The following is a 24,571-nucleotide window of genomic DNA, read 5'->3' as shown; positions in this document are numbered from 1 at the left end:
GCGGCGAAGGAACGCGAACCGGTATCCATCCCCGGGTCAGGCCCGGGGACGTGCTTCGCTCGAAAACGTTATAATTTCAACGCACCGCATTGGTGCCGAGGACGATCTGCGTGAACTTGGCGGCGCCAGCGGCGGAAAGATCCGACGTCACGGGTTTGGCGTGGTCAAGTCCGACCACCGCGCCGCGCGGCGCGTCTGAAATGACATTGGTGTTGACCAGTGCCGTGCCTGCGCCGTCCACGACCGAAACACCGATGCCGATAAAGGTCTTTCGGATGACGTTGCCCGTGATCGCGACATCGCGGAGATATTTGCCCCAGCCCGCCATGATGCCGAACGACGGGGCGTTCTCGATGAGGTTTCCGGTCACCGACGTATCCGCCTCGATGTAGATGCCGATGCCGGCGTCGTCGTCGGGCGCGGTGCCGATCGGACGCTTCGGCAACAGGTTGCGGATGATGTTGCCTTGCACCACCGCAAGCCGGCCGCCCTCGTTGAAGTTGCTGACGGAGACGCCGAGGGCCGCGCCGTCCACGGTGTTGCCGGCGATCACCGCGCCCTCGAAGGAAAACTCGGAATAGAGCGCCACCTCGCGCACATTGCTGATGCTGTTGCCGGCGATCTGAATGTTCGACGCCGAGTTGCCGCGCACGGCGGAGTAATCGCAGTCGCTGATGCGGTTGCCGCTGACGATGACATTGCCGGCGCGGAATGCGTTGATGGCGTTGCCGTGCTGGCCGGAGCCGCCCTGGCCAGCCCTGATGTTCTCGATCCGGTTACCGGTGACGATCGAGCCGTCGTCGCCGATGGCGGTGCGCAGGATCTCGACGCCGTTGTCCCTTGTCGCGCGAATGGTGTTGCGCATGATCGCCAATCCGAGCGCATCGAAGGAGACGATCCCCGTCGTTTCGATCTTCTCGATGAGATTGCCGCTGATTTCGCCGGCGACATTTTCCAGCCAGATGCCGTTGCCGCCGCTGCCGGTGATCGCGCAATCCGCGATCCGGACATCGCGCCCGCCAAGGCAATGAACCAGGCCGCGCCGATCGGGAAGGGGAATGCCGCCGCCATCGAGGGTGAGATTGCTGAGGCCGATATGGTCGGCGCCCTCGGCTGCCAGCAGCGACGCGCCGCCGGTGAAGGTCAGCGTGGTCGCACCGCGCACGCCGACGAGTTGAGATCCCTTGGCGAGTTGCAACGGTCCGGTGCGATAGACGCCGGGCGGCAGCGCGAGCGGCACGTTGGCGCGCGCGGCCTCGTTGATCGCCCGTTGCAGCGCGCGGGTCTGGTCGCCGGCGGCGTTGGGCCGCACGCCATAATGAGCGGCATCGCGCCCGAGCGTCGACGTCAGCGGCGCCGCGCGGACTGCGTCCGCGGGCATCGCCAGCGCACCGGCGAGGCCGGCGGCGGAAGCTCCCAGGATATGGCGGCGATCGATATCCATGGACTGCTGATCCTTTTGAGGCGGACGAGCATCTTACGTCGATAGCGTTTTCGGGCAAGGCATGTCCCCGCACCTGACCCGGGAATGGATACCGGTTCGCGTTAACGCGTCGGCGCGACCGCTGGATTGTGCGGCACGAACAACCGTCCGCGCTCGACAACGATCACGACGAAGAAAGCGGCGATCGTGCAAAGGAAAGCGCTTGTCGTGAACGGCAGCATGGTGCCGTCGAAATCCTGTCCGATCATGGCGCCGACGCCGCTGCCCAGCAGCGTCGTGATCGAGCCGAACAGGGATGAGGCGGTTCCGGCGATATGGCCTTGCGGCTCCATCGCGAGCGCGGTGAAGTTCGAGAACATCAGCCCGAACGCAAACATCGTGCCGATCGCGAACGCCATGTAAACCGGAAACGTCAGCCAGTCCTGCCATGCCGCGAGCAGCGTCAGCGCCGCGATCACCACCGATCCCGTCAGCGCGCCGTGCGAAATCACCCGCATGCCGAACCGGCCGACGATGCGCGCGTTCACCAGACCCGCGGCGGCGATGCCGACGGCGATCGTGCCGAAGGCGAGCGGAAAATAATCGCCGAGGCCGTAGATTTCCGTGAAGATCTGCTGCGAGCAGAACATATAGGCGAACAGCACGCTCTGGACGCCGCCGGCAGCGAGCGCGTAGCCGATGGTCTGCCGGTTGGTGACGGTCTGGCGGAATGCGTCGAAGACGCTCAAGACGGTCAGCGGCTTGCGCCCCGCGGGCGGCAGGGTCTCCGGCAACCGCGTCGCGCACCAGAGCAAAGCGAGCAGGCCGTAGGCGGTCAGCACGACGAAGATGCCGCGCCATTCCGCGAACAGCAGGATCGCCTGTCCGATCGACGGCGCAAGCACGGGCACCGAGATGAAGATCATCATCGCCAGCGACATCACGCTCGCCATGCGCCGCCCGCTGTAGCAGTCGCGCACGATCGAGGTGGCGATGACGCGGGCGGCCGAGCTTCCGACGCCCTGCAGCACGCGCGCCAGCAGCATCGCTTCAAACGAGGACGCGACCACCGACAACAGGCCAGCGACGCTGTAGAGCAGCATTCCGCCGATCAGGATCGGACGGCGGCCGAACCGGTCCGAGAGCGGACCCATGATGAACTGGCCCGCGCCGAAGCCGGCCAGATAAACCGAGATCACGGCCTGGACATGATTGGGGTGAGCGATGGCGTAGGCATCGCGGACGTCCGGCAGCGCCGGCAGCATCATGTCGGTGGCGATCGGGTTCAGCGCCATGATGCAGGCGACGAGGGCGACGAATTCAGGGAACCCTCTCGGCTGATGGGTTCGCGACACCCATCCGTCCATATCGGCGTCGGTCATCGATGTGTCTCGGATGGATCGGTACGCAGCCTTATCGATGCCGCCAGAGTCTGATTCAACCGCGTTGAATCAGACTCTGGCATTATCTTTTTGGGATTGAGCATGATCATATCCGAAAACCGGTTTCCACTTTTCGGGATCATGCTCTATTGCGCGGCACAGTGCCCGTTTCGAATATGGCTGTCCATTTGATTTGGCGGGCCCTGGTTCGCCCGAAAGCTCTACGGCCCCGTCTGCCGTGCCGCTTTCGCCATCTCCATGAGCATGGCCTCGCCGGCGTCGGCGAGATGCGCCAGCGTCATGCCGCCGGGAACGGCAGCCGAGCCGTCGCGTTTCAGCGGTGGAACATGAATGAACGCGGCGAGGCGCGGACCCGCCTGATGATCGGCGGCCTCGATGGCGCGCCAGCAGAGGTAATTGCAAAGATAGCTCCCGGCGTCGCGAGAGGCGCGGGCGTCGATGCCGGTCAGGCGCGCCGCGCGCAGCAGCCTGAAAACATGCGGTCCGAAGGCGCGCGCATTCGCCGTGCCCGCGATCACGCCCTTGCGAGTCCGCGCGCCGTTCTGGTCCGGCCAGATCGTCGTCACGGCGTTTCGCGCGCGGGTTTCGATCCGCAGCCAGCGGGTGCGCGCCGCCAGCCCGAACATCAGGAGCGCGTGCGGACGATGCGTCGCAAGAAGCTGTGGCAGTTCAGAATCCACCGTCGCATAGGCGACATCGAAGATGTGGGTTGTGATCGTAACGTCGTCCAGCGCGGGCCGGCGCAATCTCGCGAGGCGCTTCACCAGCGGAACAGTCGGATTGAACGGCGCGCCGGGAAAGGGGCCGAAGCCGGTGACGAGAATGCGGAGCTTTTCGATCATGACGATGGCTTCGTTTGTTTCTTCCCGTTCCCGCAAGGGGAGAGAAAGAGAAAGCTCACCGCAACAGTTCCGCGATCTGGCTCGCTCCCAGCGCCGGCGTGACCCGGCCATCGGAGACCGCGGCCTCGGTCGCCTTCACTTTCACGCGGATCGCGGGATCGTTGCGCAGGCGCGCCTTGATGCGATCCTCGAACATCGACCACATCCACTTCACCTGCTGTCGGCTGCGCCGCTGTGCGAACTCGCCTGACGCGTTCATCGCTTTGCGGTGCTCGACGATCTTTTCCCACAGTTGCGGGATGCCTGATCCGGTCAGCCCTGAGTAAGTCAGCACCGGCGGAGACCAGTTTTCCGAGCGGGGGCTGAGAATATGAAGCGCGCTGCGATATTCCGCCGCCGCGCGGTTGGCGCGTGACAGATTATCGCCGTCGGCCTTGTTCACCGCGATCATGTCGGCGAGTTCGACCAGACCTTTCTTGATGCCTTGCAGTTCGTCACCGGCGCCGGGCAGCATCAGGGCGAGAAAGAAATCCGTCATGTCGTACACGGCGGTTTCCGACTGTCCCGTTCCCACGGTTTCCACCAGGATCACGTCGAATCCCGCCGCCTCGCACAACAGCATCGCCTCGCGCGTTCTGGCCGCGACGCCCCCGAGCGTTCCGGCGGCGGGCGATGGGCGGATGAAGGCTGCTTCCGCCGTCGCCAGCCGCGCCATCCGCGTCTTGTCGCCGAGAATGGAGCCGCCGCTGCGCGCCGAGGACGGGTCGACCGCCAGCACCGCGATCCTGTGGCCACGCGCGATCAGGTCCATGCCGAGCGCGTCAATGGTGGTGGACTTGCCGACACCCGGTGAGCCGGTGATGCCGACGCGGATCGCGTTGCCGGTCGCCGGCAAAAGCTCCTGCACCAGTTCTCGCGCGGTGGCCTCGTGATCGGCGCGGCGGCTTTCGATCAGGGTGATGGCGCGCGCCAGCGCCGCCCGATTGCCGGCGCGGATATCGGCGGCGAAATCCGAAATGACAGGCAAGCGGTTCATTCGCCGCCGGGCTTTGTGTTCGCAGGACGGGCGCCGCCGAAGATCGCAAGGCCCCGCGATGACAGATGCGCCTTGAAAGTCTCCCACGGCACGAACACGGTATATGAACCCTCGGCGTAGGGACCGACCGCGTAAGGCGAGTAGTGAAAATCGAGGCCGGCGCTCTTGCCCGCCACGCTGGAGGGCGCGAGCGAGATCGCGCCGACTTTCAGCAGCGCCGGCAGTATGCCCTGGTACCAGTCGATGTCGGCGGAATCCTCGATGCCGCGTTCTTTCTTCTCGGCCTTCACGGCGGCGACGGCGGCGTTGCGCAGCGTTTTCAGCGTCGGGCCGTTGTCGGCGGTTTCCTTGAAGAACGGGCGGATGCTGATCTGCTTTCTGGTCTCGTCGTCCCACAGGATGGTATCGATCAGCGTATTGGGATGCGCGCCGCCGGTATAGACATAGTCGGTGCGCACGATGCTGACATACCGTCCGCCGACATTCGACGTTTGGGCGTAGCCGCGTTCGAAGGTCCAGGCGCGACCCTCCCGGAACAAATCCGGCGAGGCCTTGAACTCCTTGGTGGCGTCCGCGCGGTTCTTCTCGATCCAGCGCTTGCCTTCCGCGAGCAGGTTGTCCGCCAGCGGCGTATTCGCCTTGATCTGCCCGTCGAGCGTAACGCTGGCGTCGATGTATTTCGTCTTGACGGCGATGTCGGGCCTGGGTTCGGCTGCGATGGCGGGAGCGATGCCCGCGAGTACCAGGACCGCCGCGAGACATGAAAATTTCTGAAGCGGATTCACGATAGAACCGGGTCTGATGATCATGGCAATCCTCGTCATGGCCGGGCATAGCCGTTCGAAGAACGGCGTCGCTTCGCTCGCCTATGTCCCGGCTATCCACGTCCTGGAGTCCGGATCATAGAGACGTGGATGCCCGCGACAAGCGCGGGCATGACGGTCATTTGTGGAGAGTTGAAAAACCCTGCGCTACTCCACCGCCGCGGCGTGGCCGAGCCGTGCGTTCAATTTGCGGATCAGGTCTTCGGCGGCGTCCGCGATCACCGTGCCGGGAGGAAAGATCGCCTCCGCGCCGGCTTTATAAAGCGCATCGTAGTCCTGCGGCGGCACCACGCCGCCGACGATGATCATGATGTCGTTGCGGCCATGTCTTGTCAGCGCGGCCTTCAGTTCCGGCACCGCGGTCAGATGCGCTGCGGCGAGCGAGGACACGCCGAGAATGTGCACGTCGTTCTCGACCGCCTGCCGCGCGGCTTCCTCCGCTGTCGCGAACAACGGTCCGATATCGACATCGAAGCCGATATCGGCGAACGCGGAAGCGATCACCTTCTGGCCGCGGTCGTGGCCGTCCTGGCCGATCTTGGCGACGAGAATTCGCGGGCGGCGGCCCTCGGCCTCATCGAAGGCGTCGATGAGCCGTTGCAGCTTCTCCACCTTGTCGGACATCGCGGACACCTCGCGCTTGTAGACCCCGGTGATCGACCTGATCTCGGCGCGATGCCGGCCGAACACCTTCTCCATCGCGTCGGAAATTTCGCCGACGGTCGCCTTGGCGCGCGCGGCGTCGATCGCGAGCGCCAGCAGGTTGCCGTTGCCTTCGCCGGCCGCGCGCGTCAGCGCCGCCAGCGCGGTATCGACATCCTCCTGCCTGCGCTCGCCGCGCAATCGTTTCAGCTTCTCGATCTGCAGGCGCCGCACCGTCGAGTTATCGATCTTGAGCACGTCGACCGGCGTCTCATGTTCGGGCTTGTATCTGTTGACGCCGATCACGACCTGCTTTCCGGAATCGATCCGGGCCTGCGTCCGTGCCGCCGCTTCCTCGATGCGCAGCTTCGGCACGCCGGCCTCGATCGCTTTGGCCATGCCGCCGAGTTCCTCGACTTCGCGAATGTGGCTCCACGCTTTCATTGCAAGATCGTGCGTGAGCCGTTCGACGTAATATGAGCCGCCCCAGGGATCGATGATGCGCGTGGTGCCGCTTTCCTGCCGCAGGAAAAGCTGGGTGTTGCGGGCGATGCGCGCGGAGAAGTCGGTCGGCAGCGCCAAAGCCTCGTCGAGCGCGTTGGTGTGCAGCGACTGGGTGTGGCCTTGCGTCGCCGCCATCGCCTCGATCGTGGTGCGGATCACGTTGTTGAACACGTCCTGCGCGGTCAGCGACCAGCCGGAGGTCTGGCAGTGGGTGCGCAGGCTGAGCGAGCGCGGATCCTTCGGATCGAATGACTTCATGAGCCTGGCCCACAACAGCCGCGCGGCGCGCATCTTGGCGACTTCCATGAAGAAGTTCATGCCGGTCGCCCAGAAGAACGACAACCGCGGCGCGAAGCGGTCGATGTCCAGGCCCGCCTTGAGACCCGCGCGGATGTATTCGACGCCGTCGGCCAGCGTATAGGCCAGTTCCAGATCCTGCGTCGCGCCGGCCTCCTGCATGTGGTAGCCCGAGACGGAAATCGAGTTGAACTTCGGCATCCTGCGCGAGGCGTAGGCGAAGATGTCGGACACGATCCGCATCGAAGGCGCGGGCGGATAGATGTAGGTGTTGCGCACCATGAACTCCTTGAGGATGTCGTTCTGAATGGTGCCCGAGAGTTTTTCCGCCGGCACGCCCTGTTCCTCGGCCGCCGCCACGAACAGCGCGAGGATCGGGAGCACCGCGCCGTTCATGGTCATCGATACGCTGATCCGGTCGAGCGGGATGCCGGCGAACAGCGTGCGCATGTCGTAGATGGAATCGATCGCGACGCCGGCCATGCCGACGTCGCCCGAAACGCGCGGGTGATCCGAGTCGTAACCGCGGTGGGTGGCGAGGTCGAAGGCGACCGACAGCCCTTTCTGGCCGGCGGCGAGATTACGCCGATAGAAGGCGTTGGAATCCTCCGCCGTCGAGAACCCCGCATACTGCCGGATGGTCCAGGGCTGGTTGACATACATGGTCGGGTAGGGGCCGCGCAGGTAAGGCGCGATGCCGGGCCATGTGTCGAGGAAGTCGATCCCGTCAAGATCGGCTTCCGAATAGGCGGTCTTGACCGGAATGCCTTCCGGGGTCTGCCAGACTTCCGGGGATGGTTCCAAGCCGCCGGCGAGGGGAGGCGCGACCGGCTCGAACGCCACACCGGTGAAATCCGGAACGCGCGCCATCATCGTTCAGTCGTGGTCCGGGTGCTGGTGGCTGATGATGGTCGCCATCTTCTCGGGTCCGTAATTTTCGGGCGTGGTATGGCTCGGCAGGTTGACGATGGTCGCGATCCAGCCGAGCCGGGATTCCGTTCCGTATTGTCCGGTCGGCACCAGCAGGTCGGGCCGGTCGAAAGCGCCGGTCATGATCTCGATGCAGGGGCCGCCGATACGGTTGAAGCTCAATGGCGTGCCGCAGGCGGCGCAGAAAGCGCGCTCCGCGATCGAGGATGAGCGAAACGTCGCCGGCGTGCTTCTGGTCCAGCGAAAGTTCTCGCGCGGGATGTCGGCAAAAGACGCAAACGGCGCGCCGGCGGCTTTCTGGCACATGCGGCAGTGGCAGATGCTGATGTGCACCGGCGGGGCCGTCAGCGCGAAACGAATGGCGCCGCACTGGCATCCGCCGGTCAGCGACGGGCTCATCTGCTCTGTCATGGTTGCTCCAGTCGCTGCCAGACCTCGTTCAGCACCGCCACCGCATTGCTTCCCGCGACGATGAAATCGCGCACGCCTGCCCGGCGCAATACGGGCTCCAGTCCGTGCGGTTGTCCCGCGATATAGATATGGCTTGCACCGGCGGCATGAAAGGCCCGCGCTGCAGGCGCCGCCTGTTCGGCGTAGACCTCATCCGAGGAGCACAGGCAGACCATTCGCGCGCCGGATGCCCTGAAGGCTTCGGCGAGCGCATCTTCATCGTCTCGTGGAGCGGTGTCTTCAACGTTTCCTCGCCGCGCGCCGGGGGAGGGCGGATCGACGGCCTCGATGCCGCCCGCCTCGAAAAAACTTCTGGCGAAGGCCGCGCGCGCCGCGAAGTCGGCGGGAGCGCCGAGAGTGGCGAGCAGGATCTTCGGCCGCGCGCCGGTGGCCTTGAGCCACTCGTCGGAGCGGTCGCGCAGTTGTTCGAAGGGGGCGGCCAGCCGTATCGGCGTCAGCGCCTCGAAGCTGATTTTTGCCTCGCCGGAGGGAATGAGCGTGACAGGCTCGACGTCGAGCACGTCGATCGGTGTTTCGTGCAGGTCGGGAAACTCGCTGATGCCGATGAGCACCTCGCGCCGTTCCGCGACATTGGTCTGGCGCGCGTCGCGCGTCGCGGCGACGCCGCGCTGGATCAGGTTCTGTTCAAGTGCGGCGAACGCTCCGCCCGCCCTCTCGATATCCTGAAACAGCGCCCAGCTCCTTTGACAAAGCTCTCGCGTCAAGGCTTCGATGCCGCCCGAGCCTGCCGCCGGATCCGCGACTTTGGCGAGGCTGGCTTCCTCCAGCAGGATGAGCTGCGTGTTGCGCGCCATGCGCCGCGCGAAGCCGTCGGGCAGGCCCAATGCCTGCGTATGCGGCAGCACGCAGATGCTGTCGGCACCGCCGAGGCCCGCCGAGAATGCAGCGACGGTGGCGCGCAGCATATTCATGTAGGGATCGCGCCGGGTCAGCATCCGCCATGCGGTTTCGGCGGCGATCAGCAGCGGCTTCGGCGCGAGGCCGCAAGCCTGCTCGACCCGCGCCCACAACAGCCGCAGCGCGCGGAATTTGGCCAGCGTCAGGAACTGGTCGGCGTCGGCGCTGAGCTGTGCGTGGATCATGCCGCGCGCGTCATCGAGAATGACGCCGGCGCTTTCAAGCGCACGGAGATATGCGACCGCCGACGCAAGGACGAAGGCGAGTTCCTGAGCCTCCGATCCGCCGGCGTCGTGGATCACGCGGCCGTCGGCGACAAGGAACGGCCCCTTGAAGCCTCTGGCGGCGAGCGTCTTCGCTGTTTCCGTCGCGGCCGGAACGATCTCAACCCACGCGCCGGGGCTTGCTCCCGATGCGGCGCAGGCGCCGAGCGGATCGAGACCGAAGCGGATATCGCAGGCGGCCGGGTCGACTCCCTTGATCCTGATGTCATTCGCGATCTGGAGCGCGATCTCGCCAGACCGCGGGCCGGTCTGCAACGCGATGGAGATGCCTGCATCGAGGAAGACGCCGTCCAGCACTTTGGTGACAGCCTCGGCGGTTGGCGGCAGTCCGAAACCGCGCGCGCCATTGGCGCCCGCGAACACCAGCGTCAGGCCGCCGGCGCCGTTGTCGAGGTCGTGCAGCGCCTGCGCGTTGGCCTGCGCGGGATCGGGATGGTCGATCCGCTGCATGATGCGCCATGGCGCCGCCGAGGCGCGGCCGGCGATCGCGGAGGCTCCCTTCGCGCGCGTATAGATCGGTTCGATCGCAAGACCGTCATAGGTCGTCTTTCCCACCAGCCTCTCGAAGGGCGCGCCTTTCAGCACGCCATCGACCAGCCTGCGCCAGTCGGCCGCTGTCGCCGGCGTGAAATCGGCTGCGAGCGGCGGATCGATGGGTTCATGGGGAGCAGCGGGCATTGTTCGCTCGTGTCCGGCAGAATCCGGATCATCAAAATGCCACGCGGCGGCGGACAAGCCAAACGGTCGTTTGCGATCGATCAGGGAAGGTCGGGGAGGCGTTCGATTCCGGCACTCGACAGGCTGGCCAGCGCCCTGGCGGGCGTTCGCCCCGCGATCACGCGGTCCGGCGCGATTTCGGCAAGCGGAACCAGAACGAAGGCGCGCTCGAACAGGCGCGGATGCGGCAGCGTCAGTTCCGGCTTGTCGAGAACGGCGTCGTCATAGGCGATCAGGTCGAGATCCAGCGTGCGCGGTCCCCAGCGTTGTTCGGCGGCGCGGTCGCGGCCGAACTTCTTCTCGATCTTGTGCAGCGTGAACAGCAGCGCGTGCGGATCGAGGCCGGTGTCGATCTCGATGCAGGCGTTGATGAAGCGAGCCTGGTTCTGCTCGCCCCATGGCGGCGTGGCGTAGTCGGACGACCGGGCGAGAAGCCCGGCCTGCGCCATGCCGCAGATGTTGGCGATGGCCTTGCGGAACGTCTGCCTGACGTCTCCGACGTTACCCCCGAGCGCGATCAGGACGCTGGCCATCGCGACCGCTAGTCCCTGCCGCGGGTGAGCGAAATGCCGACGTCGTCGAAGATCGCCGGGATGGGAGCGTGCGGCTTGTGAACGGTGATCGTGATCGTCCTCACGCGCGGATAAGCCGCCAGCACCGCATCGGCGACCGCTCCCGCGGCGCGCTCGAGCAGCTTGTAGTTGGCATCCTTGAACGCGGCGCTGGCTGTCGCCACCACGCCCGCATACGACACCGTATCGGCGAGCCGATCGGTGCGGGAGGATTCGGACAGGTCGGTCGACAGTGCGATGTCCATCACGAAGCGCTGGCCGACCTCGGTCTCGTGCGCCATGACGCCGTGCTGCGCGTGTATCACGAGGCCGCGGATAAAAATCGTATCGGTCATGGTTCAAATGATCCCGGCTGTGTCGCGGACTCGATGGCGCGCGCCACCCGCAGCGCCTGCACCGTCTCGGCCACATCGTGCGTGCGGATGATGCGCGCGCCGCCTCTTGCCGCGATCAGATGCGCGGCGAGCGAGCCGCCTAGCCGTTGCTGCGGCTCCGATGGCGTCACCGTGCTGATGAAGCGCTTGCGGGACGCGCCCACCAGAACCGGCAATCCGAAGGTCTGCAATTCGCCGAGCCGGGCCAGCGCGACCATGCTCTGTTGCGGCGTCTTGCCGAATCCGATGCCGGGATCGAGGACGATGCGGCTGGCGGGTATGCCGGCTTTCGCCGCGATCGTCAGCGATCGTTCGAAGAACGCGGCGATGTCCCGCATGATGTCGAGCGCGCCATCGGGCTTGTCCCGGTTATGCATGACGACGACGGGTGCGTTGCGCGCGGCGACGACGCGGGCCATGTCGGGATCGCGCTGCAATCCCCACACATCGTTGGCGATCGCGGCGCCGTTCTTGAGCGCCCACTCCACCACCGAGGACTTCATGCTGTCGATGGAGACCGAAACTCCAAGCGCGGCCACCGCGGCGAGGATCGGCTCCAGCCGCCGCATTTCCTCGTCGCGCGAGACCGGCTGCGATCCGTAGGGGCGGGTGGACTCCGCGCCGATATCGATGATGTCGGCCCCGTCCGCGATCATGCGGCGCGCCTGCGCCAGAGCCCGGTCGGGCGTCATGAACCGGCCGCCGTCGGAGAACGAGTCGGGGGTGATGTTCAGGATTCCCATGACCGCCGGACAGGGGCGCGACAGCAGCACCTCAAGCGCGGGATGACGTGCATCATTCGTCACAGGTCTGGACATGGAATCCGCCAGCGTCATGCGGTGGCTTTGCGCGGTCCCGGACATGCTGTCAAGACGCGAAAAGCTTTTCAGGAGAGCCCGGATTGCAACGATGGAAAGCTCAATAGGTGATCTTGAGCGGAAGCTTTCGCGCGTGCGCGATCAGGTCGCCGATCGACTTTTCCGAGGGAAGGGCGCTGACAAGCTTGCGCCTGGCGTTCGCATCTTTCATGGCCTGAGCCAGCCGTGCCGGATTGCGGTGCGTCAGTTCCCGTACCGTCGTGACGCCGGCCGCGCGCAGCAGCTTGGTCTTGCCGTTGCCCATTCCGGGAATGCGCATGTAGTCGGCGAGGTTGGCCCACTCCAGCAGTTGCTGTTCGCTGATGCCGGTCCTGGCGGAGAGCGCCTTGCGGCCTTTCGACGTGCGTGCCGCTTCGAGGTAAGCCTCGGTTGTTCGAATGCCGATCGACCTCAGCTTCTTGGCCTCGAAAGCGCTCAGTCCTTCGAGCTTGGAGATCGAGTATGTCATGACGTTCGGGGATGCCGGGATGCTTTTTGGATGCCGGCGAATGTCTCCGCGCCGGTTTTCGCGCCGAACATTGCTTCAATCCCGGATTGAACCGTGCTGGCCAGCCTTTCCTTGCTGTGAAAGACCGGAATCGTACCGACGGCCGCTCGCGCGACAGCGATGCCAGCTGTCGCGGCACGCCGCTCCACCAGATCGTTCATGGTACCCCGCCTCCGCCGGTTGCTCGCCGGCTCGTTATTTATGTTTTCATCATGATACGCCCGAGACGCGAATGACAAGTCAGGAAACAGGACTAACGGCTGTTGGCATGCAATCGCACCGCGAGTGTTGCCGAGATGCAAGACTCGCGTGCCTGATTCATGTCGAAAAGTCGCGATCGTCTGTCATTCGCCGGTTAAAATGATTCCGCGCGATGATCCGCGATAGCTTCGCCGGAAGATTTCGAGCTTTCTCGCGGCGGTTGGCCGGCTTCAATCGGCGCGGAACTTGAAGTAGAATAAGGGTTCGACGACGGGATCACGAGAAGAGGCGCTCATGACGAAGACCGCGACCGGGATCGGCGATACCGATCAAGGCATCTTCATCGGCAAGGGTGAGCAGTCGGTGTGGCTGACGCTGGGCCTCGCCAATCGGCACGGTCTTGTCACCGGCGCCACCGGAACCGGAAAAACCGTATCGCTTCAAGTGATGGCGGAAGGATTTTCTCGCGCGGGCGTGCCGGTCTTCGTCGCCGATATCAAAGGCGACCTGTCCGGCATTTCAGAGCCGGGCGAGGCAAGGGACTTCATACTCGACCGCGCCAAGACGATGGGGCTTGAGTTTCAGCCCGATCAGTTCTCGACAATTTTCTGGGATGTGTTCGGTGAGCAGGGCCATCCGGTGCGCGCCACCGTGTCCGAAATGGGCCCGCTGCTGCTGTCCCGGATGATGGATTTGAACGAGACCCAGGAGGGCGTGCTCAACATCGCCTTTCGGGTGGCGGACGAGCAGGGACTGATGCTGCTCGACATGAAAGATCTTCGCGCCATCCTGTCCTTTATCGCCGAGCGTGCGGCGGAACTGACGACGCTGTACGGCAATGTGTCGAAGCAAAGCGTGGGAGCGATCCAGCGCCGGCTTCTGGTGCTCGAACATCAGGGCGGCGAGAAGTTTTTCGGTGAGCCGGCGCTCGATCTGAATGATTTCATGCGCACCGATCGCGACGGCCGCGGCATGATCAACATTCTGGCCGCCGACAAGCTGATGCAGAACCCGCGGCTTTATGCGACGTTCCTGCTGTGGATGTTGTCGGAACTGTTCGAGCGCCTGCCGGAGGTCGGCGATCCGCCGAAACCGAAGCTCGTGTTCTTCTTCGATGAGGCGCACCTTCTGTTCAATGACGCGCCGAAGGCGTTGATGGACAAGATCGAGCAGGTGGTGCGTCTGATCCGCTCCAAGGGCGTCGGGGTTTATTTCGTGACCCAGAATCCGATCGACGTCCCGGACAAGGTGCTCGCTCAGCTCGGCAACCGGGTTCAGCACGCGTTGCGCGCATTCACGCCCCGTGACCAGAAGGCCGTCGCAGCGGCGGCGCAGACGTTCCGGCCAAATCCGAAGCTGGACACGGCGCGGGTCATCACCGAACTCGGCAAGGGCGAGGCTCTGGTGTCGTGCCTCGAAGGCAACGGAACGCCGGCTGTGGTCGAGCGGGTGATGGTGCGGCCGCCATCCGCGAGGATCGGCCCGATTTCTCCTGAGGAACGTAGCGCACTCATTGCCCGCAGCCCGGTGAAGGGAAAGTACGACACCGCGATCGATTCCGAATCGGCTTACGAGCTGCTTCAGAAACGGGTCGAGGATACCGCTGCGGCGGCTGATGGATCGAGCGGCGGCGTTCTTGGTCAGATCGGATCGATCGTCGGCAGCATATTCGGCACCAACACGCCTCGCGGCAGATTGTCGACCGGGCAGGTGATCGCGCGCAACGTCACGCGCTCCGTTACCAACAAGGTGGTCGGCGGTATCGTCGCCGATCTCGGCAAGTCGGTCGGCGGTTCGGTCGGTAGTTCGGTCGGTCGCGCGCTGGTGCGCGGCGCGCTCGGAGGACTGCTGCGGCGATAAGCGCGCGGGCGGTATGGGCTTGCGCCGCATGGTTGTGCTTCGGCGCAGGCAAGCGACACCGTTTGCAGCGGGGAGCGCATCTGATAACGCAGAGCGCGCGGACGATGCCGCCGCATGACAACGGAAAAATGCCCGTGCTGAGATGGCCGTCGCTCCGGCGCCCGCTGGATGTCCTGTTTCTCGTGGCCTGCATCCTGCTGACCGCCGACGTTCTTGTCCCCGAGATCTGGGGGCACGGCAAGACGAAGGATTATCCGCTGTGGTACTGGGCCGGGCAGCAAATTCTGAACGGCGGCGATCTGTATCCGCAGGGGCCGAACGATGGCTTCGCATTCCTTTACCCGCCGCTGTCGGCCATTCTGCTCGCCCTGCCGAGCGCTTTCGGAAAGATTCCGCTGTATCTGGGCCTGTGCCTTCTCAATGCCGCCGCATGGTGGATGACGGCGCAGCTCTCCAACGCCATGACGGGATCGGGCAAGACCCCTGATCCGTGGCTCGAAGCCCTGCCGGGCCTTGTGACGATCCCCTTTGTCTTCGATATGTTCGATCTCGGGCAGCCCAACCTCGTTCTGCTCGCGATGATGCTGTTCGGGTTTTGGTGCCTGTGGCGCGGGAGCGGGTGGCTGTCGGGAGGCATGTTCGCGCTCGCGGCGGCCATCAAGGTCTTTCCCGTCGCCGTGCTGCCGTATCTGCTTTGGCGCCGCCATTGGAAAAGCGCGCTAAGCATGGTCGCGTTCCTGGGCGTTCTGCTGTTTCTGGCGCCGGCTCCGATCCGTGGCTTCGACCGCAACGTCTCGGAACTGACCACATGGTACCGTGGAATGATCGGATCGAACTCGGAGCACGGGTTCGGTCAGCGTGACGCCCAGAACTGGTCATGGATCAATCAGTCCATCATCGCGGTCACGCATCGGCTGGTGCGCCCGGTCAATTATAACCAGATCGATCCCGCCAAGCCGGCGCAATACATGAACGTCGCCGATGTCGATTACAGGACGGCGAACGGGATCGTGCTCGCCGTCTTCGCCGCCATAGGGCTGGGCTTCATCGCCATCATTCCGGCGCGGGCGAACATGACGCCGCGCTCGATCGCCGAGGAGGTCGGGATTCTGTTCTGCCTGATGACGCTCGCTTCGCCGCTGGCGCGTCAGTATTACTTTGTGTGGCTGTTCTTTCCGATCACGGTTCTGTTTCATCGCGCCGCGCTCGATGGCCGGCCGAAGGCGCGGGCGATCTCGCGCCTGGCGCTAGGCGCATCATTTGCGCTGATGGTGCTGTCGCTGCCGGTATTTCCGAAGATTCTGCAAGCCGCCGGAAACAACATCGCGGCGACTTTCGTGCTGGTGGCGGCACTGGCCTGGCATATCCTTAATCCGCCGCCGGCGCGCGATCCGCATTCGACCGCGCAACCGCGAATCTGAAAGATTGTCCGACCGCAATTCGAGGGGAAACAGAATGTCCGGCACGTCGCAATTGCAAACCGTCCTCGACCACATCGATACCGATTTCGACAACAGCCTGGAGCGGCTGTTCGCGCTGCTGCGCATCAAATCGATCTCGGCCGATCCGGCCTTCGTGGGCGACTGCAAGGCGGCCGCCGATCATCTCGCGGCCGATATCGCGGCGCTGAATTTCGCTTCCGAGGTTCGCCCGACCGCGGGCCATCCCGCGATCGTGGCCAGAAGCAACGGCAACACCGGGTCCCGGCCGCATGTTCTGTTCTATGGCCACTACGACGTTCAGCCGGTCGACCCGCTGGATCTGTGGCATCGCCCGCCGTTCGAGCCGGTTGTCACCAGCCATGCGGACGGGCGCAAGATCATCGTGGCGCGCGGCGCGGAAGACGACAAGGGCCAGCTGATGACGTTCGTCGAGGCGTGCCGCGCCTGGATGTCGGTGACCGGCTCGCTGCCGCTTGACGTGACGATCCTGATCGAGGGCGAGGAAGAGGTGGGCTCGAAAAACTTCGTGCCCTTCCTCGAACAGAACAAGAAGGACCTCGCCGCGGATTTCGCGTTGGTGTGCGACACCGGCATGTGGGATCCCGACACGCCGGCGATCACCACCTCGCTGCGCGGGCTGGTCTATGAGGAGGTGATCATCAAGGCCGCGAACCGCGACCTGCATTCCGGCCTTTTCGGCGGCGGTGCTCAGAACCCGATTCGAATCCTCACCCGTATCCTCGGCGATCTTCATGATGACGACGGCCGCATCACGATTCCCGGTTTCTATGATGACGTGAAGGATCTGCCGTCAGACATTCGCGCTCAATGGGCTGAACTCGATCTGACGCCGGAACGATTCCTGAAGCCGATCGGGCTTTCGATCCCTGCCGGTGAAAAGGACCGCCTGCTGATCGAGCAGCTATTGTCGCGGCCGACCTGCGACATCAACGGAATCGTCGGCGGCTATACGGGAGAGGGCTCCAAGACGGTCATTCCCGCGCAGGCGTCGGCGAAAATCTCGTTCCGCCTTGTCGAGGGCCAGGAGCCCAGGAAGATACGTGACGCCTTCCGTGCTTTCGTGAAGGCGCGGGTGCCGGCCGACTGTTCCGTCGAGTTTCTCGATCACGCCGGCGCGCCCGCGATTGCGCTGGACTGGAATATGAAGCCGCTGGCGGCGGCGAAGCAGGCCTTGACCGAGGAATGGAATAAGGAAGCGCTGTTGATCGGCTGCGGCGCGTCGATTCCGATCGTTGCCGATTTCAAGACGTCGCTAGGGCTCGACACCGTGATGGTCGGCTTCGGCCTCGAAGACGACAACATCCATTCGCCCAACGAGAAGTACGACCTGAAAAGCTTTCACAAGGGAATCCGGTCATGGGCCCGGATTCTCGCCGCGCTGGCCGAGACGCCGCGCTGAAGCCATCTTGCATGCGACAACGCCGTTACATGTGACAACGCCGCCCGGAATTGGACGGCGCTGGAGTCGACGTGCAGAGGGATGATGGCCGAGCCTACATCAAATCCGTCGCCAGACAAGTTCGGACATGCAAGTTCGGATAGGCCTCGCTCGAAAGCGCGTCAAAACAAAACGATGGGGTCCTTCACCGTTTCCATGAAGCGGTGAAAGACTTCCATGCCGCTGAATTGAACCATTTTCGCCGCCCGTAGTTAACCCCATCGCCATCGTGTCGCCGATAATGGCGGCTGGATCGGCAGGCGGCGGAGCGGATGGCATGGCGGTCAGGCGCTCGTCACGGGGGAGTTTTGGATGAGCGTACTTTCGATCGCCGGGTTCGGTGTGTTCGTGACCGGTCTGGTGGTGGTCGCCTTCGGAATTCCCATCAAGGAGTTCAGCTTCGGCGATACCATGATCGTATCGGGCGCGGTCGTGTCCTGCACCGGTCTGATAATGGTCAGCCTGTCGGTCGTTGTCCGCGAACTGCAAAAGGTCGCGGACCAGCTAGGCTCCGGAGACCGGCTCGGCTCCGGAGACCGGTTCGGCTCCGGAGCGGTCGCGGTTCACCATGGCGGTGTGCATGCGGAAGATGTCCGCGTGCCCATTCCACCGGGCCGGCCCATCGCGGATAGTCCACCGCTGGCGGACGGCGGCCGGGTGGCGCCGGATCCGGGAAGTGACCTGCGAGCCCCCTCTGTCCTGTCGCAACGCCGGCAGGGGCAAGCGCCCGACCGCGATCGCGTACCCGCCGACCGCGATCGCGCGACAGTCGCTCCCGTCCCGGATGCCGAATTTCCGGCATCCTCCGACCAGCCTTCGCAATCGAAGCCCCGGCGCAATCTTCTGTTTGCATCCATGGTCAGGGAGCGTGAGCAGGGGGATGCGGAACGGTCCGGCCCGTCCGCGCCAGCGGTTCATGCTCCTGATCCTGAAATGCCAAAGCCGGCTTCAAGACCGGCCTCAAGAGGCGATCAACCGGCCGGTGCTTCGGATCGCAACGTTTCACCGGCCACTGTTTCTCCAACCACTGTGCTGAGATCCGGTGTTGTCAACGGAATGGCCTATTCGCTCTATTCCGATGGCGCGATCGATGCCCAACTCCCGGAAGGAGTTGTGCGATTTGCGTCGATTGATCAATTGCGCGCGCATCTCGATCACGGTTCCGGCCGATCATCTCCCTAGGGCGGCGGCCGATCAAATGGAATCAGCGCCGCCGCTCCAGTTAATTGATTGAGCATCGGATTTATCCCGAAACCGGTTCCCACTTTCGGGTCCGATGCTCTAAATAAAACTCTGTGTGTGTGTCCGTGTCGTTCTTGTCATGCCCGCGGCAATCCGCTCATATCATGCAGGTTGCGTAAAAGCTGATTCTGATCGCATTCGGAGTGTGTCGATGCTTTGCGATCCGGAAAATTGAAATCATGAGTGATTCAGCCGGTAAAAGCTTTCTCGATCTCACGGCGGAGATCGTGGCCGCCTACCTCAGCAACAACGCGACGCCCGCTTCGGAAATTCCCGCTCTTATCAACCAGGTGCATGCGGCGCTGACGCGCGTGTCTTCCGGCCGCGGCGAACTGCCGGCGGAACCGGCCAAGCCGGCCGTGCCGGTCAGGAAATCGATGACCGCTGACTACCTCATCTGCCTGGAGGACGGGAAGCGTTTCAAATCGCTCAAGCGCCATCTGCGGACGCAGTACAACATGAGTCCCGAGCAGTATCGGGACAAATGGAAGCTCCCCGCGGACTATCCCATGGTGGCTCCCAACTACGCGGTCACGCGATCGCAACTGGCCAAGAACATGGGCCTGGGCCAGCAGCGCCGACGCCGAAAATAAGGGGTCGCCGGCTACCGAACGTTAGGATTATTATCCGAAACCGTCACCCGGCGCGGCATTCGACTGTCAAATTTTGATGAAAATGCTATCCCCGGGGAGGTAATCGCCTCTAGGATGTGTGATTATATTCCTAGAGAGGCCGCTCCATGCTTCAGATCCATCCATCCGTTTCACCCGCGTCCATCCGACGCTCGCCAACCTCGGCAACGCGAATCTGTCACGCTATCGCGCGACTGGTCGCCGAGGAGTTTGAACTCGACGCCGTGGCGGTGATCGCGCCGACCCGTGGCGCGCCGCGCGCCGCATATGCCCGGCAGGTCGCGATGTATCTCGCGCATGTCGGTTTCGCGTTGAGTTTCGAGGCGATCGGCCGTGTCTTCGATCGCGATCGCACCACGGTCTCTCATGCTTGCCGCGTCGTCGAAGACAGTCGCGACGACGCCGGACTCGATCGCCGGCTGGCGGCGCTCGAGGCGATGTGCGCGGTCTGTGGCGAACGCTGCGACGGAGCGTCCGATGCCGGCATCTGATCGCGGCGGCCGGCAATCGTCGCGTCGCCTGAAGGGGCGTCCGGCCGAGATCGTGGACCGGTTTCGCGCGCAGCATCTCGCGCTGGCCGAGCGCGAGATCATGACCGACGCGGGCGTTGCGACCGTGACGGTCGACGACGGCGAAAGCCCTCTCGCCTGGCTGGCGCGCCGCAAGGGCCGTGACGGACGCGCCATGATCAGCCGGGAACAGTTTGCGGCCGGCGAAAGACTGCGCGCAGATTTTACGCGTGGGAATCTCACGCCCCGGGTGACCTCGAACTGGTCTGCGCCGACCGGAGGACGCCCGCGCGGGTCCGGAGCCGGCGCCTGTGAGATGACCGATCTGATCGTCGCGGCGCGGCAGCGGGTGCGGCTGGCGATGGAGGCGTGCGGGCCGGAATTTTCCGGCCTGCTGATGGATGTCTGCTGCTTTCTTCGCGGGCTTGAGGATGTCGAGCGTGAGCGCGGCTGGCCCTCGCGATCGGCGAAAGTGGTCCTGCAACTGGCGCTGGACAGGCTCGCCAGACACTACGGCATTCAGGCGCGCGGGCAAACCAGCGCCCATGTGCGGACCTGGCTGGCGAGCGATGCAAGGTTCACGAGTGGCTAGAGCGGTTTGCATTTTGACGGAAACACTCTGCTCCGTCATGGCCGGGCTTGTCCCGGCCATCCACGTCTTTACTTCTTCCTTCGCTGAAATTCCAAGACGTGGATGCCCGGCACAGGGCCGGGCATGACGGGCTGTTGAGTTCGTCCAAAAGAAACATGCTTTAGAGGCGGTTCGAACAGGCGGGACTGCTTGTCGCGTGTGCGCCTCGCATTCCCTCTTGCTTCCGCTTGTGGATGATTGCGGAAGCGAAACGGAAATCGGTTCTGATCGGTTTCAGGCGGCCGCGGCCAGCGCTTCGCGCGCGTCCCTGCGAATGCGCTCGACCATGGCGCGCAGGCCGTTGGAACGCTGTGGCGTGAGATGCTCGCGGAATCCGAGTTCGTCGAAGACGGCGATGGCGTCGGTATCCAGAATGTCCTGTGGTTTCCTGCCGGAATAAAGCGTCAGCAGGATCGCGATCAGCCCTCGCACGATATGCGCGTCGCTGTCGCCGACATAGGTCAGCACCGGGGCGCTGTCAGTGCCCCGGCTGGCCTTGAGCGACAGCCAGACCTGACTGGCGCAGCCCTGAACCTTGTTGGCCGCGGAGTGCTCGGCCTCGCTCATCGGCTCGAGGGTGCGCCCGAGTTCGATGACGTACCGGTAGCGGTCGTCCCACTCTTCCAGGAGTTCAAAGTTGTCCCTGATCTCGTCGATCGTCATCACGGCTCGCGTATGGTGTGTCCCACCGGGCCAATATAGGGCCAGAGACAGATAAAATCGATACGGTCCCGGAGATCTACGGGATTTGTTCCGTCGGAACGGCGTTCGGAGGGGCGAGACGCCATTCCGCCTGCAGATCCTCCGGCGTCAGGGTGTCGTGCTGCGTATCGCCGGAAGCCGCCGTTTCGGCCGCCGGGACGGCGTCAATCGACCCGGTATGGTCGGGAGGGCGCTTGTCGGTGATGATCCGGTAGAGCTTTTTGGCGCCGTCTTGCGCGCGCTGGCCGATGACGGCCGCCGCCTGGCCGCCGACTTCGCAGGCGGCGGGCTGCCGCGTGCAGAATTGAGTCATGTCGGATACGGCGGCCGTGGCGGCCGAGACAGCCTCGGAAGCTCCGATCCGGGGAGCTTTGTTGGCCTCGGGCGCCTCATCCCTCGGCAGCAGCACGAGCACGAGCCCGAGCCAGAATGCCATGCGAAGCAGGAAAAACATGTCGCGTCCCCATGCGTCTTTGATCTTCGTCGCGTTGCGTTGAATTTCGCAATCTGTTCCCTTTCGTATCAAATGGTCCTGAATCCCGGGTTTGTGCGACGCTCTCGGGCCAACAAAATCCCGTAAACGGCGCTCGAATTCGATTCGGCGTAAATTTTTGCTTGATGCGTGTTCGCGCCGTCGCCCGCTGTCGCCGGTTCTCGACATCGTTGGTACGAGATGACGGAAACCTTGCGTTCACCATCCGCGCCGAAGAAGGCGTTGCGAGGCGACAAAGAGCCATCCGCGCGTGCCGTTTCGCGACGAAGTGAGGTGCGCCTTAGCGTTCGCTTAAGTTCGCTCTGACACGTTGGACCCACAAAATGGGGGCGTTCCGGCACGTCGAATACGACGTAAGCTGAAGCGCAGGCGACGTGACCGCATTGAGCATCATCAAGGACCGTCTCGACGCGTTGCTGCATCCGTCGGCGCGATACGACGCGTTGACGCGGGCGCGGCATCGAACTTTCATGGCGCCACGGCTGCTCGGGAGCCTGGCCGCGCTTGCGGCGTTTCCGGTATATCTGGCTGTCCGCGGTGCGCCGTCGGCGCTGGAAGTGACGGCGTTCGCCTGGCTCGTCGTGCCGATTCTGCTGTCCTATTTTCTGTCGCGGACCGGCCGCTACGAGAGCGCGCACATGCTGTCGTCGATCGCGCTCGGCGGTCTCGTCATGATGATCGCGATTCCGACCGGCGGCGTTGGATCCTTCGCTGCCGTGTGGCTCGTCGTGATTCCGCTGGAGGCGGCGCTGTCCGCATCCCGCCGCGTCGTCGCTTTCGCCTCGATGCTTGCGGCGGCGTGCCTGCTCGCGTTGATCGCGATGAGTTATCTTGATGTTCTGCCGCCCGATGCCGGCGCGGCGGCGCATGACGTTTTCATGGCGTTCGGCATTGCGTCCGCGATGATCTATGCTGCCGGCGTCGCGTTCGGCAGCGAGACCTTGATGCGCACCAGCGCCTCGCTGCTGAACGTCGAGGAAGATCGCTATCGCCTGCTGGCGCGCCACATGTGCGACGTGATTTCGCGCCACAGGCGCAATGGCGCGGTGCAGTTCATTTCGCCGGCCGCGGAATCTCTGCTCGGCGTGCCGGTGTCGGAGTTGCGGGGCCATGGTCTGTTCGACCGGGTTCACGTTGCGGATCGCCCGGCCTATCTCACCACGCTCGCGGCGGTTGCGCTGGGCAAGGGCGCCCAGAGCGTCGAATTCAGGCTCAGGCGCGACGCCGCGTCCGATACACAATTCGAGGCGCACGTTTCCGGGAATTTCATATGGGTGGAGATGCGCTGTCAGCCGCTTGAGACGTCCTCTCCGGCCGAGCCGGAAGTGGTCGCGGTGATGCGGGACGTTACCGACCGGAAGCAGCAGGAGCACGCGCTGGATCTGGCGTGCACCGCGGCCGAGCGCGCTGACGCCGCCAAGACGCGGTTCCTCGCGACCATGAGCCACGAACTGCGAACGCCGCTCAATGCGATCATCGGATTCTCGGAGATGATCGTTCAGGAGGCGACCCTGCCGCTCGATGCCACGCGCCGCAAGGAGTATGCCCAGCTCATCAACGATTCCGGCCAGCATCTGTTATCGGTGGTCAACAGCATTCTCGACATGTCGAAAATGGAATCCGGAAGTTTCGAGATCTTGCCCGAGCCGTTCGCGCCGCGCGAGGTGCTGCTCAGCGGCAGCAATCTGCTCGCGCTCAAGGCGCGCGACAACGGCATCGAACTGGTCACGCGCGTTCCGGAGAACCTGCCGCAGATGGTCGGCGATCCGCGCGCGTTCCGGCAGATCATTCTGAACCTGGTGTCGAACGCGATCAAGTTCACCGAGCGGGGCGGCCGTGTCACGATCTCCGCGCGCGTCGAGGGAGCGCGCATGGTGCTGCGGGTGGTGGACAACGGCGTCGGCATCGCGCAGGAAGATCTCAAGCGGATCGGAGACCCTTTCTTCCAGGCCGGAAAAACCTATCAGCGCCGCCATGAAGGGACCGGACTCGGACTGTCGATCGTCAAGAGTCTCGTTGCGTTGCACCGGGGCGAGATCGACGTGCAGAGCAAGGTGGAGGAGGGCACCACTGTCACCGTCATGTTGCCGCTGACACTTGTGGCCGTTGCCGAACCGCTGTCGAATAACATCGCGACGCTGACGCCGGCCTCGCGCTCCGGCAAGCAGGACCAGGGTTATCGGGTGAGGAAGAGTGCCTAGAAAAGTTGTTGGAGAAGATGGGAGGCGGCCGCGCCGCCGCAGCGTGGCAACCAGAAACAGCGAGGCTGACGAGGAGCGTGGTCTGGCGATGCGCATTCTCACGCACAGCCCGAAAGACATGGTCGCGGGGGGGCTGGCTTTTGCCGCCGCCGGCGCGATCATCGCCAACGCCATGTTCATGCAGGCCGGCCATCATCCGTCGCCGATGTTCGGATCGGCCGTCGCGATTTCTCCGGTTCAGCAGGGCAATCCGTTGCCGCGGCCTCGACCGGTCGAGGCGGATGAAGCGGGACGGGGGGAATCTCGCGCGAGCGCGGCGGATGCGTCCGCCAATCCCGTCAAGCAGGCTGGGCCGCATACCGATCCCGTTGCTGACATCATCAATGCAAATCGCCGCATCGCCGCCGTGCAGCGGGCGTTGACGGAATACGGCTATGGTCAAATGAAGCCGACAGGAACGGTCGGGACCGAAACCCAGGCCGCGATCCGGAAATTCGAGCAGGCGCGCCGGATGCCTGTGACCGGCCAGATGTCGGATCGCCTCATACGCGAGCTTGCTGCCCTGACCGGGCGGCCGATCGATTAGAGCGTTTTCACGCGAACCGGATTCCACTTCGC

General features: G+C 64.1%; 24 protein-coding genes. 9 read left to right on the top strand and 15 right to left on the bottom strand.

Features of this window, described 5'->3' with window-relative positions:
- Window positions 1-76: 76 nt before the first annotated feature.
- The 13 genes from ACMYR2_RS12410 to ACMYR2_RS12350 all read right to left on the bottom strand — a co-directional run bounded on the left by ACMYR2_RS12410 (window position 77) and on the right by ACMYR2_RS12350 (window position 12,742).
- A complete protein-coding gene (locus ACMYR2_RS12410) occupies window positions 77-1,444 on the bottom strand; it encodes a TIGR03808 family TAT-translocated repetitive protein (protein ID WP_347263268.1) in 1,368 nt (455 codons plus the stop codon).
- A 101-nt stretch (window positions 1,445-1,545) separates the two neighbouring features.
- Window positions 1,546-2,805 carry a multidrug effflux MFS transporter gene (locus ACMYR2_RS12405; RefSeq protein ID WP_347263267.1) on the bottom strand — a complete coding sequence of 420 codons (1,260 nt, stop codon included), beginning with the start codon at window positions 2,803-2,805 and terminating at the stop codon, window positions 1,546-1,548.
- 221 nt (window positions 2,806-3,026) lie between these two features.
- Window positions 3,027-3,668, bottom strand: coding sequence for a pyroglutamyl-peptidase I (locus tag ACMYR2_RS12400; protein ID WP_347263266.1), 642 nt, complete (start codon window positions 3,666-3,668; stop codon window positions 3,027-3,029).
- Between the two features lie 55 nt (window positions 3,669-3,723).
- Window positions 3,724-4,704 carry a methylmalonyl Co-A mutase-associated GTPase MeaB gene (meaB, locus tag ACMYR2_RS12395; RefSeq protein ID WP_416193014.1) on the bottom strand — a complete coding sequence of 327 codons (981 nt, stop codon included), beginning with the start codon at window positions 4,702-4,704 and terminating at the stop codon, window positions 3,724-3,726.
- Window positions 4,701-5,513: a DUF3298 and DUF4163 domain-containing protein gene (locus ACMYR2_RS12390; protein ID WP_347263264.1), complete on the bottom strand. Its 813-nt coding sequence runs from the start codon at window positions 5,511-5,513 to the stop codon at window positions 4,701-4,703. The genes meaB and ACMYR2_RS12390 overlap by 4 nt, the downstream gene beginning before the upstream one ends.
- A 162-nt stretch (window positions 5,514-5,675) precedes the next feature.
- Window positions 5,676-7,841, bottom strand: coding sequence for a methylmalonyl-CoA mutase (scpA, locus tag ACMYR2_RS12385; RefSeq protein WP_347263272.1), 2,166 nt, complete (start codon window positions 7,839-7,841; stop codon window positions 5,676-5,678).
- A 6-nt stretch (window positions 7,842-7,847) separates the two neighbouring features.
- The gene (locus ACMYR2_RS12380) at window positions 7,848-8,312 is read right to left on the bottom strand and encodes a GFA family protein (protein WP_347263263.1); all 465 of its coding nucleotides are present in this window, start codon (window positions 8,310-8,312) and stop codon (window positions 7,848-7,850) included.
- A complete protein-coding gene (locus tag ACMYR2_RS12375) occupies window positions 8,309-10,231 on the bottom strand; it encodes a methylmalonyl-CoA mutase subunit beta (RefSeq protein WP_347263262.1) in 1,923 nt (640 codons plus the stop codon). Before ACMYR2_RS12375 ends, ACMYR2_RS12380 begins: the two co-directional genes overlap by 4 nt.
- Window positions 10,232-10,311: 80 nt before the next feature.
- Complete coding sequence (gene folK / locus ACMYR2_RS12370) at window positions 10,312-10,803, bottom strand: 2-amino-4-hydroxy-6-hydroxymethyldihydropteridine diphosphokinase (protein WP_347263261.1); 492 nt, start codon at window positions 10,801-10,803, stop codon at window positions 10,312-10,314.
- Between the two features lie 8 nt (window positions 10,804-10,811).
- On the bottom strand, window positions 10,812-11,177 hold the full coding sequence (folB, locus tag ACMYR2_RS12365) for a dihydroneopterin aldolase (protein WP_347263260.1): 366 nt from the start codon (window positions 11,175-11,177) through the stop codon (window positions 10,812-10,814).
- Window positions 11,174-12,052, bottom strand: coding sequence for a dihydropteroate synthase (folP, locus tag ACMYR2_RS12360; protein WP_416194092.1), 879 nt, complete (start codon window positions 12,050-12,052; stop codon window positions 11,174-11,176). Before folP ends, folB begins: the two co-directional genes overlap by 4 nt.
- An 82-nt stretch (window positions 12,053-12,134) precedes the next feature.
- The gene (locus tag ACMYR2_RS12355) at window positions 12,135-12,542 is read right to left on the bottom strand and encodes a DUF4332 domain-containing protein (RefSeq protein WP_347263258.1); all 408 of its coding nucleotides are present in this window, start codon (window positions 12,540-12,542) and stop codon (window positions 12,135-12,137) included.
- Entirely contained in the window at window positions 12,539-12,742 is a 204-nt protein-coding gene (locus ACMYR2_RS12350) for a hypothetical protein (protein WP_416193013.1), read from the bottom strand. Before ACMYR2_RS12350 ends, ACMYR2_RS12355 begins: the two co-directional genes overlap by 4 nt.
- A gap of 334 nt (window positions 12,743-13,076) precedes the next feature.
- Between ACMYR2_RS12350 and ACMYR2_RS12345 the strand changes: the two genes are divergently transcribed.
- The 7 genes from ACMYR2_RS12345 (at window position 13,077) to ACMYR2_RS12315 (ending at window position 20,518) form a co-directional block, all read left to right on the top strand.
- Window positions 13,077-14,642 (top strand): helicase HerA-like C-terminal domain-containing protein, encoded by a 1,566-nt coding sequence (locus ACMYR2_RS12345; RefSeq protein ID WP_347263256.1) that lies wholly within the window; start codon window positions 13,077-13,079, stop codon window positions 14,640-14,642.
- Window positions 14,643-14,770: 128 nt separating this feature from the next.
- Window positions 14,771-16,063, top strand: a complete 1,293-nt coding sequence (locus ACMYR2_RS12340; protein ID WP_347263255.1) for a glycosyltransferase family 87 protein — start codon at window positions 14,771-14,773, stop codon at window positions 16,061-16,063.
- Window positions 16,064-16,097: 34 nt separating this feature from the next.
- Complete coding sequence (locus ACMYR2_RS12335; protein WP_347263254.1) at window positions 16,098-17,504, top strand: M20/M25/M40 family metallo-hydrolase; 1,407 nt, start codon at window positions 16,098-16,100, stop codon at window positions 17,502-17,504.
- 351 nt (window positions 17,505-17,855) lie between these two features.
- Entirely contained in the window at window positions 17,856-18,725 is an 870-nt protein-coding gene (locus ACMYR2_RS12330) for a hypothetical protein (protein ID WP_347263253.1), read from the top strand.
- A gap of 239 nt (window positions 18,726-18,964) precedes the next feature.
- A complete protein-coding gene (locus tag ACMYR2_RS12325) occupies window positions 18,965-19,378 on the top strand; it encodes a MucR family transcriptional regulator (RefSeq protein ID WP_347263252.1) in 414 nt (137 codons plus the stop codon).
- Window positions 19,379-19,524: 146 nt separating this feature from the next.
- Complete coding sequence (locus ACMYR2_RS12320) at window positions 19,525-19,908, top strand: helix-turn-helix domain-containing protein (protein WP_347263251.1); 384 nt, start codon at window positions 19,525-19,527, stop codon at window positions 19,906-19,908.
- Window positions 19,895-20,518: a DUF6456 domain-containing protein gene (locus ACMYR2_RS12315; RefSeq protein ID WP_347263250.1), complete on the top strand. Its 624-nt coding sequence runs from the start codon at window positions 19,895-19,897 to the stop codon at window positions 20,516-20,518. Before ACMYR2_RS12320 ends, ACMYR2_RS12315 begins: the two co-directional genes overlap by 14 nt.
- Before the next feature lie 273 nt (window positions 20,519-20,791).
- Here ACMYR2_RS12315 and ACMYR2_RS12310 read toward each other — a convergent pair whose 3' ends face one another.
- Window positions 20,792-21,220 carry a SufE family protein gene (locus ACMYR2_RS12310; protein WP_347263249.1) on the bottom strand — a complete coding sequence of 143 codons (429 nt, stop codon included), beginning with the start codon at window positions 21,218-21,220 and terminating at the stop codon, window positions 20,792-20,794.
- 76 nt (window positions 21,221-21,296) lie between these two features.
- Window positions 21,297-21,713, bottom strand: coding sequence for a DUF5330 domain-containing protein (locus tag ACMYR2_RS12305; protein WP_347263248.1), 417 nt, complete (start codon window positions 21,711-21,713; stop codon window positions 21,297-21,299).
- Window positions 21,714-22,135: 422 nt separating this feature from the next.
- Between ACMYR2_RS12305 and ACMYR2_RS12300 the strand changes: the two genes are divergently transcribed.
- Entirely contained in the window at window positions 22,136-23,953 is a 1,818-nt protein-coding gene (locus ACMYR2_RS12300) for a PAS domain-containing sensor histidine kinase (protein ID WP_416194091.1), read from the top strand.
- Window positions 23,946-24,539 (top strand): peptidoglycan-binding domain-containing protein, encoded by a 594-nt coding sequence (locus ACMYR2_RS12295; protein WP_347263247.1) that lies wholly within the window; start codon window positions 23,946-23,948, stop codon window positions 24,537-24,539. Before ACMYR2_RS12300 ends, ACMYR2_RS12295 begins: the two co-directional genes overlap by 8 nt.
- Window positions 24,540-24,571 lie beyond the last annotated feature (32 nt).

It is taken from the genome of Nitrobacter sp. TKz-YC01, assembly GCF_047824785.1.
Classification (GTDB): Bacteria; Pseudomonadota; Alphaproteobacteria; order Rhizobiales; family Xanthobacteraceae; genus Nitrobacter.
Note: the sequence above shows the minus strand (reverse complement) of the source record. Positions and strands in the feature narration are given on the sequence as shown.